Source organism: Kinneretia sp. DJ1R-11 (genome assembly GCF_025717595.1).
In the GTDB taxonomy this organism is placed as follows: Bacteria; Pseudomonadota; Gammaproteobacteria; order Burkholderiales; family Burkholderiaceae_C; genus Paucibacter_A.
On sequence record NZ_JAJIRR010000008.1, the window covers coordinates 98,262 to 110,670 of the forward strand.

11 protein-coding genes are annotated in these 12,409 nt (G+C 62.7%); all 11 read left to right on the top strand.

Annotated features, from left to right (window positions below):
• The gene (asnB, locus tag LNV23_RS14565) at positions 1–2,010 is read left to right on the top strand and encodes an asparagine synthase (glutamine-hydrolyzing) (protein WP_263563625.1); all 2,010 of its coding nucleotides are present in this window, start codon (positions 1–3) and stop codon (positions 2,008–2,010) included.
• Complete coding sequence (locus LNV23_RS14570; protein ID WP_263563626.1) at positions 2,007–3,119, top strand: glycosyltransferase; 1,113 nt, start codon at positions 2,007–2,009, stop codon at positions 3,117–3,119. The genes asnB and LNV23_RS14570 overlap by 4 nt, the downstream gene beginning before the upstream one ends.
• 4 nt (positions 3,120–3,123) lie before the next feature.
• Positions 3,124–4,392 (top strand): glycosyltransferase family 4 protein, encoded by a 1,269-nt coding sequence (locus tag LNV23_RS14575; RefSeq protein ID WP_263563627.1) that lies wholly within the window; start codon positions 3,124–3,126, stop codon positions 4,390–4,392.
• Positions 4,389–5,096, top strand: coding sequence for a class I SAM-dependent methyltransferase (locus LNV23_RS14580; RefSeq protein WP_263563628.1), 708 nt, complete (start codon positions 4,389–4,391; stop codon positions 5,094–5,096). The genes LNV23_RS14575 and LNV23_RS14580 overlap by 4 nt, the downstream gene beginning before the upstream one ends.
• Positions 5,093–6,268: a DegT/DnrJ/EryC1/StrS family aminotransferase gene (locus tag LNV23_RS14585; protein WP_263563629.1), complete on the top strand. Its 1,176-nt coding sequence runs from the start codon at positions 5,093–5,095 to the stop codon at positions 6,266–6,268. Before LNV23_RS14580 ends, LNV23_RS14585 begins: the two co-directional genes overlap by 4 nt.
• Complete coding sequence (locus LNV23_RS14590; RefSeq protein ID WP_318023240.1) at positions 6,265–6,903, top strand: sugar transferase; 639 nt, start codon at positions 6,265–6,267, stop codon at positions 6,901–6,903. Before LNV23_RS14585 ends, LNV23_RS14590 begins: the two co-directional genes overlap by 4 nt.
• 71 nt (positions 6,904–6,974) lie before the next feature.
• Positions 6,975–8,840, top strand: coding sequence for a polysaccharide biosynthesis protein (locus LNV23_RS14595; RefSeq protein WP_263563630.1), 1,866 nt, complete (start codon positions 6,975–6,977; stop codon positions 8,838–8,840).
• Positions 8,841–9,261: 421 nt separating this feature from the next.
• Positions 9,262–10,722: a hypothetical protein gene (locus LNV23_RS14600; protein WP_263563631.1), complete on the top strand. Its 1,461-nt coding sequence runs from the start codon at positions 9,262–9,264 to the stop codon at positions 10,720–10,722.
• Positions 10,723–10,945: 223 nt separating this feature from the next.
• Entirely contained in the window at positions 10,946–11,434 is a 489-nt protein-coding gene (gspG, locus tag LNV23_RS14605; protein WP_263563632.1) for a type II secretion system major pseudopilin GspG, read from the top strand.
• Positions 11,435–11,461: 27 nt separating this feature from the next.
• Positions 11,462–11,911: a prepilin-type N-terminal cleavage/methylation domain-containing protein gene (locus LNV23_RS24095; RefSeq protein ID WP_411910587.1), complete on the top strand. Its 450-nt coding sequence runs from the start codon at positions 11,462–11,464 to the stop codon at positions 11,909–11,911.
• A gap of 1 nt (position 11,912) precedes the next feature.
• A complete protein-coding gene (locus tag LNV23_RS14610) occupies positions 11,913–12,407 on the top strand; it encodes a type II secretion system protein (protein ID WP_263563633.1) in 495 nt (164 codons plus the stop codon).
• Positions 12,408–12,409: the final 2 nt, after the last annotated feature.

A 12,409-nucleotide genomic window follows, 5' to 3' on the forward strand; every position in this document is an offset into this window, starting at 1 on the left:
ATGTGCGGTCTGGTAGCGCTGTTCAGTCCCTCGGCCCAGGTGCCTTTGTCCGCTTTGCTGGCCATGACCCGCCAGCTGCGGCACCGCGGCCCTGACGGTGAAGGCTTCATGATCGACAGTGGCGAGGGTTTGCGCCTGCTCGCGGGTGCCGAGACCCCTGCAGCCGTGCTGCAAGAGGCCAGCGAGTCGCGGCCGAGCGGCCGAATCGAAGCTGCGCCAGCACAGCGCCTGCGCATCGGCCTCGGACATCGGCGACTGTCCATCGTTGACCTCTCTCCGCAAGGGCATCAGCCCATGCGCCGCGGCCATCTGGTCACCGTCTTCAATGGCGAGATCTACGACCATGTTGAGCAGCGCCGCGTCCTGGAAGGGCTGGGTCATCGCTTTCAGTCCGACAGCGATACCGAGGTTCTGCTTGCCGCCTATGCACAGTGGGGGGAGCAAGCCTTCAGTCGCCTCAACGGCATGTGGGCCTGCGTGATCCTGGATCTCAGCCAGCGGCGGCTCTTGATTGCGCGGGATCGCTACGGCGTCAAGCCGCTGTATTGGTGGCAAGGCAGTGATGGTGAGCTGGCCCTGGCCTCGGAGATCAAGGCCTTGCTGGCCCATCCGCAGATCGCAGCTCGCCCGGCCGAAGGGGCTTGTGGCCGCTGGTTGCAGGCTGGCCCCGAATCCTGGCGCAGGGAAACCCTGTTTGCAGGCATCCAGAGCTTCCCGGCCGGCCATTGGGCCGAGCTCAAGCTGGATCAGCCGGGCCGCTTGCAGCCCAAACCCTGGTGGGATGGACCGCAGGTCGATGCCGAAGCCTTGCTCAGGCCCTTTAATGCCCAGGAAGGGGATCGCCTCGCCGAAGAGTATCGATCTCTGATGCAGGACGCCGTGCGCGTGCGCATGCGCATGGACGTGCGCTTCGGCACCGCCTTGTCGGGTGGCCTCGACAGCTCGCAGATTGCCATGCTGGTCAACGAGGACCTGCAGCGCCGTGGCATCGTCAAGCAGCAGGAGGTCTTTTCCAGCGTCTATGCCAGTGGCAGTGATGGCGTCGGCATGTCGGCCGGCTATCAGGAGCACTTGCGCAAGGCCGACGAAAGCAGCTTCATCGATTCGGTCGCTCGGCGTCTTGGCGTGCACTCCAACCTGATACAACCGCGTTGGCAGGACATTCCGGTCGAGCACGAACGCATGATTTGGGCCTTGGATGTGCCCCCGATCAACACCTTGATGTCGAGCTGGCACACCTATGCCCTGGTGGCGCAGCGCGGTGTCGTGGTCACCCTGGATGGGCAGGGTGCAGACGAGCAGTTGGCGGGTTATGTTTATTACGCCAGCAATTTGCTGGTGCAGTCGGGAACTCGCGAGGCGCTGGCTCATGCGCGTGCCCTGCACCGCACCATTCCCGGCATCGGTTCCCTGCTGCTGACCGGGCTGGCCGGACACGCCGGCCGCCGCGTGCTCGGGGCCGGAGGTCTGCAGGCCGTACTCAAGAAGCTGGGCCGTGGCCAGAGTCTGGGTGAGAACCTGGACCAGGCCTTGCACCGCGATTTCTCCACCCATTTGCAGACCTTGCTGTTCTACGCCGACAAGTCAGCCATGGCCTGGTCGGTCGAGTCGCGTATGCCCTTCATGGACTGGCGCCTGGTCAACTTCCTGGCGCAGCTGCCGCTGGCCTATCGCATTCATGGCGGCTGGACCAAGTGGCTGGCACGCCATGCCATGCAGGGCCGGCTGCCCGATGAGGTCTTGTGGCGCCGTGACAAGCTGGGCTGGGCCATTCCCGAGGCCGCCTGGTTCGGGTCGGGTGGCCCTCTGGCTGGCTGGCTGAGTGAGCAGTTGGCGGGCAGCGCTCTGGTGGCGGAGCTGGCCGACTCCCAGGGCCTGGACCTGGCCACTGCCCCCTTGGCCACGCGCCTGCGTTTGCTCAATCTGGCGGTGTGGAGCCGGCTGTACTTTGAAGAGCCCGGTCGACCCGGGCGCGCCCTGGGGCGTGGCCGTGCGCTGGGGGCGGCATGACGCGCATCGTTCACGTCACCACCGTGCACCCGCGTGACGACATCCGCATTTTTCGCAAGGAATGCGTGTCGCTGGCGTGTGCTGGATATGAAGTCATCCAGGTCGTCGGCGATGGCCGTGGCGATGCGGCTCTGGACGGTGTGCGTATTGTCGACATCGGCGCCCGGCCTCGGGGCCGCCTGGCGCGCATGCGCGAGCAGCCGCGCCAAGCCTTGCAGGCGGTACTGGCACTTCGGCCCGCCTTGGTCCATGTCCATGACCCCGAGTTGCTGCCCTTGGCCGTGAAGCTGGCGGCGCGCGGCTTGACTGTGATCTACGACGCGCACGAAGACGTGCCGCGCCAGATCCTCACCAAACAGTGGATATCGGCGCCCCTGCGACCCCTCCTGTCGCGCCTTTTTGAAATTTACGAGAACCGTCAGGTGCGTCGCTTGGCCGCCGTGGTCGCTTCGACGCCGCATATTGCGCAGCGCTTCGCCCGCGTGGCCGCCCGCAGCGTCAATGTCTCCAATTTCCCCTTTCTGACCGAGTTGGCGCCGCCCGGCCGGCCCGTCGCTCGCGAGCGCCGTGCCTGCTATGTCGGCGGTTTGATGCGAACCCGTGGCCTGCTGCAGATGGTGCGCGCCGTTGCCCTGGTGCCGGGGCTTCGCCTGACGCTGTGCGGTGCCTTCGAGGACGCCGCTTTCGAGGCCGAACTGCGCGCCGAGCCGGGCTGGTCGCGCGTCGACTATCTGGGCCTGGTCGGGCGAGAGCAGGTGCGTGATGTGCTCGCGCGCAGCCGCATCGGTCTGGTGACATTGCTGCCCATGCCCAGCTATCTCGATGCCTTGCCGATCAAGATGTTCGAATACATGTCGGCCGAGCTGCCGGTGCTGGCCAGCGACTTCCCGCTCTGGCGCGACATCTTGGAACGCAGCGGTGGCGGGCGTTGCGTCGACCCCTGCGACCCCGAGGCCATGGCCGCTGTGCTCAGCGAGATGCTGGCTGATCCCGCTGCGGCCGCCGCCATGGGGCAAGCCGGCCGCGCGGCAGTGCTGGCCGACTATCACTGGCCGAAAGCAGAGCAGATGCTGCTGGGGCTGTACCGCGAACTGATCGGAGCGCCCTGAGGCCATGCGCATCTTGCTTATCAACCATTACGCCGGCTCCCCCCAGCATGGCATGGAATTCCGTCCCTTCTACCTGGCGCGCGAATGGGTGCGCATGGGCCATCGGGTGCTGATTCTCGGCTCGGTGAGGTCGCATGTGCGTGCCGCCGAACCGCAGCCGGGCGTGCAGATCATCGACGGCGTGCATTACTGTTGGTACGACACGCCCGAGTACCAAGGCAACGGTGTGGGGCGCTTGCGCAATATCTGGTCCTTCTGCCGGCAGGTCTGGGGTGATGCCAAGAACCTGGCCGAGGGCTTTCAGCCCGATGCCGTGATCGCGTCCAGCACCTACCCCATGGACATCTGGGTGGCGCGCAAGATTGCGCGTCAGGCTCAGGCAAAGATGGTGTACGAGGTCCATGACCTCTGGCCGCTCTCGCCTATCGAGCTCTCGGGCATGTCGCCGCTGCATCCTTTCGCGATGATTTGCCAGAAGGCCGAGAACGACGCCTACCGGGACGCCGATGTGGTGGTGTCCATGCTGCCCAAGGTCCATGAACACATGGCCGCCCATGGCCTGGACCTGCGCAAGCTGCACATCGTGCCCAACGGCATTGCGCTGGACGAGTGGTCAGACTCGGTGCCGCCTGCTGCGCTCGAAGGCGAATTGGCCGCTCACCTGGATGCGCTGGCTGCCCGAGGGCAGTTGGTGTTGGGCTATGCCGGCTCGCATGGCCTGCCCAATGCGCTCGACGTGCTGCTTGACGCGGCCCGTCTCTTGCAGCAAGCGCCCGAAGGCAGCCCGGCCCGGCGTGTGGCCATCGTCATGGTGGGCGGCGGGCATGAGAAGGCGCGGCTGCAGGCCCGCATCGATGCCGAGGGCCTGAGCCAGGTGCGCTGTTTCGATGCGATTCCCAAATCGCAAATCCCCGCCTTGCTGGCCCGCTTTGACATCGCTTACATCGGCTGGCAGCGCACGCCCATCTACCGCTTTGGCATCGCGCCCAACAAACTGATGGACTACATGATGGCGCGCCGCCCGGTGCTGCATTCGGTGGACGCCGGCAATGACCCGGTGCGCGAGGCCGGCGCCGGCCTGACCGTGCCGCCCGAGGACGCACAAGCGGTGGCGGATGGCGTACTGCGTCTGGCGGCCCTGAGCGCTGAGGAGCGCGGGGCCATGGGCGAGCGCGGCCGGGTCTTTGTGCTGGCTGAGCACAGCTACCCCGTCTTGGCGCGACGCTTTCTTGATGCCTTGGTGCAAGTCACCGAAACAGGAACGCAGCCATGAATCAAGGCCAGACCGAGCTGGACGCTATTGCCCAGCGCTACCAGCGTCGTGCTGAGGCGGGCCTGGGCGACCGCTACAGCCTGCTGCGACCCGAGGTCTGGCAGATGCTGCAGGAGCGGCAGCGAGCTCTTTTGCGTGAGCTGGCGGTGCGGCCCGGTGCCGTTTCGGATTGGCGTTTGACCGAGGTAGGCTGTGGCGCCGGTGGCAACTTGCTGGAATTCTTGCGCCTCGGTTTGAGGCCCGAGCATGTGCAGGGCGTGGAGCTGCTGCCCGAGCGGCATGCCGCTGCGCGCCAGTGTTTGCCGGATGCGCTGAACTTGTATCTCGGCGATGCGTCGACGGCCGCCATCGAGCCGCTGAGCCAGGATCTGATCCTGCAGTCGACGGTCTTCTCGTCGATCTTGAGCGATGCCGTGCAGGAGGCCGTCGCGCAGGCCATGTGGCGCTGGCTGAAACCGGGCGGCGCCGTGCTGTGGTACGACTTCATCGTCGACAATCCACGCAATGCCGATGTGCGAGGCGTGCCGCTGAAACGCGTGCGGGCGCTGTTCCCGGAGGCTGAGCAGATCCGTTGGCAACGCCTGACCCTGCTGCCGCCACTGGCCCGTCGGGTCTGCCAACTGCATCCGCAGGCTTACACCCTGTTCAACAGCATTCCCTGGCTGCGCACCCATGTGCTGGCCGTGATCGAAAAGTCACCATGAGTTCTCAGTTGCCTCAAGCGCCGTTCTTGCCTTTCGCCTTGCCCGAGATTGGCGAGGACGAGATCAACGAGGTGGTCGACAGCCTGCGCTCGGGCTGGGTGACCACCGGCCCCAAGGCCAAGCGTTTCGAGCAGGACTTTGCCGCCTTTCTGGGTGACCCGCAGATAGAGTGTGTCGCGGTCAACTCTGCCACCGCGGGTCTGCATCTCGCTTTGGAGGCCATGGGCTTGGGCCCTGGCGACGAGGTCATCACCACCACACACACCTTCACGGCCACCGCTGAAGTGGTGCGCTACCTCGGCGCGGATGTGGTGCTGGTGGACATCGACCCGGTCACACTGAACATCGACCCCAAGCGGGTGGAGGCGGCGATCACGCCTCGCACGCGTTGCATCATCCCCGTTCATTACGCTGGCCTTGCGGTGGACATGATTGCCATCCTCGACATCGCCCGCAAGCACGGCCTGCGCGTGCTGGAGGATGCTGCCCATGCCCTGCCCACCACGTTGGAGAAAGAGTTGATCGGCACCATGGGCAGCGACGCCACGGTGTTCAGCTTCTATGCCAACAAGACCATGACGACGGGCGAGGGCGGCATGCTGGTGACGCGCAATGCCGAGCTCGCCAAGCGGGCGCGTGTGATGCGTTTGCATGGCATGAATCGCGATGCCTTTGATCGCTTCACCGCCAAGACGCCGTCCTGGTACTACGAGATCGTGGCCCCAGGCTTCAAGTACAACATGACCGATATCGCCGCGGCCATGGGCATCCACCAGCTCAAGCGCATCCCCGCCTTCCAGGCACGGCGCGAGCAGATTGCGCAGGCCTATTTGGCCGCCTTTGCCGATCTGCCTTTGGTCTTGCCTCCACGGGCCCAGGCGGGCGATGTGCATTCCTGGCATCTGTTCGTGCTGCGCCTTGCAGACGGCTTGGCGATGAGCCGCGATGAATTCATCGAGCGCATGTTCGCCGCGGGCATTGGCTGCAGCGTCCACTACATCCCTTTGCATTTGCAGCCCTATTGGCGCGATCGCTACCAGCTCCGCGCCGAGCAGTTCCCGCATTCGCAGCGCGCGTTCGAGCGCATGCTGAGCATTCCGCTGTACACGGCCATGAGCGATGCCGACGTGCAGCGCGTCATTGCCGCGGTCAGGGCTATCGCGCTGGGGTGAGTCAAGTGTTTGCCAAGCGTCTTTTCGATGTGCTGGCTGCGGCCTTGGGGCTGCTCTTGCTGTCGCCCTTGCTTTTGCTGATCGCAATCTGGGTCAAGCTTGACTCACCGGGACCGGTGTTTTTCCTGCAGCAGCGGGTCGGACGGCAAGGGCGTTTGTTCGCAATTCACAAATTCCGCAGCATGAGGGCGGATGCCCCTGCATTGGGGCCGCAGATCACGATAGGTCGGGACACCCGCATCAGCCGCGCGGGGCATTTTTTGAGACGCCACAAGCTCGATGAACTGCCTCAGCTCTGGGATGTGCTGCGCGGGGAGATGAGTTTGGTGGGCCCGCGGCCGGAGGTGCCGCGCTATGTGGCGCTCTACCCGGCAGACATGCACGCGCTGATCCTGTCGGTGCGCCCGGGCATCACCGATCTGGCGTCTATTGAATATCGCGACGAGAGCCGCTTGTTGGCTGAGGCCGCCGACCCCGAGCGTTGCTATGTGGAGCAGGTCTTGCCGATGAAGTTGGCAATTTCGGCCCACTACATCAGAAGCCGCTCCTTCTGGGGTGATGTGCGCCTGGTGCTGCAAACCTTGCGAGTTTTGCGGCACAGCGAGCCCGCAGTGGCTGAGCGCGGTACGCGCTGACTCCAGCGGGTTTTTTGCGTCGGCTCATCTCGAGCAAGGCAAGGTTCGCCAGCATCGACAATAGGGTCACTATGCTTTGGCTGACCCTCGACACCTTTTTGACGCGCATTCGTCCCTTTCGGGCGGGCATCTCCTTGTTGCTGGACGCCGTTCTGGTGGCGCTGGCCTGGCACGCGACCTATTTGTTTCGGCTCGGCTTTGAAAAATGGTGGTCGGCCAGGCCTTCTTATGACACGGTAGTGCTGGCCGGGCTCGTGCTTCTGTATGCCATGATGCTGTGGCTGTGGGGTGCCCCCCGGGGCATGTGGCGATTCAGCGGCTTTGGTGAGGTGATGCGCTTGGCCGGGGCTTGCTTGATGGCTGGCTTGCTGGGTGCAGTCGCCGTGTTGATGGCGCATTTGAGCGGCGTTCCCCGGTCCGTCTTGGCCCTGCACCCCGTCTTCTGTCTGATCAGCATGGCCATGATGCGTTTGGGCTATCGCATGCTGTACGAGCATATGCGGGGCCGGATCAGCGGCAGCTCGGTCGAGTCTCACCGGGCTTTGGTGATGGGGGCAGGGCAGGCCGGGCGCCTGGCGGTGGCCGGTATTCAGCACCAGGGTTGGGTGGTGGTCGGTTGGTTGGATGACGATCCGCTCAAGCGTGATGTGCGGGTGGCCGGTATCCCGGTTCTGGGGCCACTCGATCAATTGGCCCGGTTTGTGGTCTTGCATGGCATTACCCATGTGATCGTGGCCATGCCTTCGGCGGAGCCCGCGCAGCGGCGCCGTGCGTTGGCCTTGGCAAGTTCTAGCGGGTTGAATGTCCTCACCGTACCCAGCAGTACAGAGTTGCTTTCTGGGCGGCGGGTGGAGCAATTGCGCCATATCGAGCCTGAGGACCTGCTGGGCCGGGAGCCGGTTGAGCTGGATGAAGGCGGCATCAGTGAATGTCTGAACGGCCGTACGGTCCTTATCACGGGCGCGGGCGGCAGCATTGGCAGCGAGTTGTGCCGACAAGTGGCGCGCTACGGGCCCAAGAAGCTGATTCTCTATGAGCAGAGCGAGTTTGCGCTCTACCAAATTGAGCAAGACCTGACCCTGCATTTCCCGCTGGTCCAGCTGGTCCGATTGATGGGCGATGTGAAGGATCTGGATCATCTGCGCCAGACCTTTCAGCGCTTCAAGCCGCAGGTCACCTTTCACGCCGCGGCCTACAAGCACGTGCCTTTGATGGAAGAAGAAAACGCCTGGGCCGCAGTGCGCAACAACACCTTGGGCACCTATCACGCCGCACTGGCCGCGGCGGAGTCTGGGGTAGAACGCTTTGTCTTGATCAGCACCGACAAGGCAGTGAACCCGACCAATGTGATGGGGGCTAGCAAGCGTGCGGCCGAACTGGTGCTCAGCCATATGGCCTCGACGCATGCTTGCACCCGATTCATGGCGGTCCGATTCGGCAATGTGCTGGGATCCAGTGGCAGTGTGATCCCCAAATTCAAGGAGCAGATCGCGCGAGGCGGTCCAGTGACGGTGACGCACCCGGACATCACCCGCTATTTCATGACCATCCCGGAGGCCGCGCGCCTGGTGGTACAGGCTGCGGCGATCGGCGAGACCGGCAGCGTCATCGTGCTGGATATGGGGGAGCCGGTGAAGATCGTCGATCTGGCGCGCGACATGATCCGCCTATCGGGTCGCAGCCTGGACGAAATTCCAATTCGTTTCAGCGGCTTGCGACCCGGGGAGAAGTTGTATGAGGAACTGCTGGCGGATGGCGCCCAGACCCTGCCGACGCCTTGTGCGGGTTTGCGCATTGCCATGCTCGACGACAGCGCGCAGGCCATGCAGGTGCCTGCTTGGCTGAACGCCGTGCGCGAAGCGAAGTCTGGGCAGGAGGTGGCCGCGGTTCGGGATGCCCTGAAGACCTTGGTGCCTGAATTCAATTCAGCGGCCTAGGGTGAAACCGCTCATCAGGCGGCACCCTCGGCGGCAGCTTTGGCGTGTAAATTACGCCTGATTTCGGGCAGCTTCCAAGGAACTTGCCGAATCCAAACTGACCTCGGAGGGCTGCTTGCTTCGCAATTGTGAATACCTGATGAAGTCGGGTAATGGTGCCAAAAGCAGCGGAATTTTCTGGGTCTTGTAGTTTGGGGGCAACACCTGACCCTGTTCCTTGGATCGAGGGCTTGCGCGAACGCTAATATGGTGCCCGTCAACGTTTCGTAAGCCGAATGCATGTGAGAGGTGTTAACCCCGAGTATGTATTCATACATTGACACCGTAGTGAATGCGTGTTCTAGAATGACTCTCGCGTGCTGATGTACGTGTGATTCGCGAATCATTGCAATTTTGTCCATAACTTGTGGAGTAACACCGAATGAAAAAATTTATGATCAAGGCGACCGCTCTGGCGATCGGTGCGCTGGTTGGAAGCGGTGCATTTGCCGCTGTGACCGCTCCTGTTGATCTGGCCGATGACACCACGGTCGTCACGTTCGCCAAGGAACTGTCCTATGTGACGGCTACTCCTCTGAACCCGACTGCTACCCCGACGGTTCTGAGCTTCAATACTCCCCTGGGCTTCGGTGTTGCTGCCAACTCGACTCGTTACATCCGTATCGATCTGGGCAATGCTAAGTTCCACACTGCTCTGAGCAACACGCTCGGCACCGACATCGACGTCGGCACGCTGACGACCGGTAACTCGAGCGTTGCGATCTCCGCAGGCGGCGCCGCTGGCGACTCCTACGTGATCTTCGCTGTTGCAGTCGCAGGTTCCGACGTTTCGCAAGCAGCCAGCGCCACCGTGAAGGTCTTGGTTCCTTCGCTGCGCGTGACCAGCACGGCTTCCCCCGTGACTGCCACGTACCAACTGCATGAAAGCGGCGCCAGCGCCGTGGCCGGTGCAACTGGTGCGGCTCTGCTGAACACTTCGACCGGTACTCTGGTCAAGTTCGCAACTGGCTTGACCTTCACGGTCGTCACGTCGCCCACGACTACTGCTTCGGTTGAGAAGGCCTTCAAGGAATTCAAGACCGGTGGCGGCTACGTTGCTGTCGATACCGCCAAGCTGGGTTCGGTGACCTTCAGTGCGTCTTCTGCCAAGAAGCACACTGGCGGCGCGCTGGCTCTGTCTGACGTGGTTGCAGCTGGTACCAAGCTGGAACTGCTGGGTGACGTGTCGATCCCCGCTGGTTCGACCGACGCGCTGAAGAAGAACAGCGTGTTCCTGTCCTCCGACGCAGATTGCGGCGGCGTGGGTACAGCAGCAACTGCCGTTCCGACTGCTACTGGCGCAGCTTTCGCCACTGGCACGACTGCTGTGACGACCAAGGGTATCTGCTATGTGGTGAACGGCACTGCCGCCATCCCGGCAGCGACCTACAAGGTGGTGCCGACTGTTGTGGCCGCTTCCGGCACCGCGACTGTCAGCCCGGGCGAAAAGTCGATCGGTTTGATCGACCGCGACGGTACCGAACTGCAAGCTCCGTTCGTCACCATCCACCCGGATTACCTGGCTCGTGTCGTGCTGACCAGCCAGCACTCGGCTGATGCCGCTGTGACTGCCTCGACCATTCTGGAAGATGGCAGCGCCTGCGTCGGTGGTACGACTGCCTACACCCTGAAGGCTGGCAAGCAGCTGTTCATCAACGCGAAGGACATCTGCCCCTCGCTGACCGTGACCACTGGTGGTAGCACCCGTGCAGCCGTCAAGCTGATCATCGCTGCTCCTAAGAGCAAGGTGGAAGGCGTGTTCAACATGATGAACTACGACGCTGTGACTGGTAAGACGAGCTCGCTGTCGGCCTACCCGATGCTGCGCCCGACTTCGAACTAATCTAGGACTTCGGTTCTTGATCCTAAAGGCGCCTTCGGGCGCCTTTTTTATTGCCTGTTCCGTTCGCGATGGCCTGTCTGTTGTCCGGTCTGGCGTGTCAGGAAGTGCTGCGTCGAGTCGCTGTGATGGATGACATATGATTCGCGACCGCAGATCTGCATGTTGCGGATCTTGCATTCATGGATGGCGGCGATATGAGTCGTGCTGTTCGTGAATTACTTGTATGGCTTATCTCTGTAGATTCCCTATGAATGCTCTCAATCGTAGATTTGCTTCGGCCGGCTTTACTTTGCTTGAGATGCTGGTGGTGCTGGCCATCATTGGCTTGCTGGCTGGCTTGATTGGCCCCAAATTGTTTGGCCAGGTTGAAAAGGGCAGCGTGACCGTGGCTGCGACCCAGGCCAAGATGCTGCGCGGCGCGGTTGAGAATTTGCGCCTTGACATCGGCCGCTATCCGACGGTTGAGGAGGGTTTGGGGCTTTTGGTCAAGCCGCCGCAAGATCCTGCTTTGGCCGCGCGCTGGCGTGGCCCTTATCTGGACGGCGATCTTCCGGAGGATCCCTGGAAGCACCCTTATCAATACAGTCTGCCTGGTGCCAAGAACCAGCCGTTTGCCCTGTATTCCTTGGGTGCGGATGGCAAGCTGGGTGGGCAGGGTGATGCGGCAGATCTGGGTGTGCTGCCTCCGTCCCTGCAGGGCGAAACCAATTGATCCTGAAGTTTGTCTTCGATTGATTTGGTGATTTCGACCTCCCATTTGCTGGCGCCTTGTCTGCGCATTTCGTCCCGGCTGAAGAGGCGGTGCAGCGGATTTACTTTGCTCGAATTGCTGGTCGTGCTCAGTTTGGTGGCATTGACGGTTTCTGCGGTTCTGCCGGCAACCGTTCGGTGGATTGATTCTGTGGAAGAGCGAGGTTGGCGCGCTGACTTGCGGGCTGAGCTAGAGGCACTTCCATTGCGCGCCTTCGGCTCAGGCCAAGCCCTGGAGGTTGACGCCGTCGCGCTGAGAGCTCGTGTTCCAGGCTTGCCTGCTGCGGTGGAGATCCGTTTGCCTCAGCCTTTGCGTTTCAGTGCCCAAGGCCAAGCGCAGGGAGGGGTGGTGGAATTGCGCCGCGCCGCTCCCTCCAATGGTCGTGTCGCGAATGAAGTCTGGCGAGTTGAGCCCATCAGTGGTCGCGTCCAGAACTGAGATGCTGAAGTTTCGTGAGCCGCATGCTCGGCCCTCTCAACTGATGCGGCCTCTGCGTCTCAGCTCGGGCTGCGCAGGCTTTGGCTTGTTGGAGGCCATCATTGCCATTTCCATCATGGCTTCTGTGGGCGGAGCCTTGTTTGCCTGGCTGGCTCAAGAGGTTCGCTCGGCCAGTCGCCTCCAGGAGGCGGAGCAACGTAGGCAGTTGCAGTCCCTGAGCAGTCGGGCGCTTTCCGCCGTGAATCCGGCGCTGCAGCCCCGTGGGGAAGTGAAGCTGGGTGAGTTGGACGTTCGCTGGGTGGCTGCTTTGCAGGCGCCCTTGCGCTACAGCTATCCCACATCCCCGGAAGAGCCGGTTCGATGGCGCGTCGGTTTGTACCGCCTGCAAGTTGATGCTCTGGATCGGCGTAGCGGTCAGCAGTTGCAATTCGAACTCTTGCGTACCGGGCTTGAGCGCCTGGAGTCGCGGTCTTCCGCCGATGGCTTGCCGCCATGAGA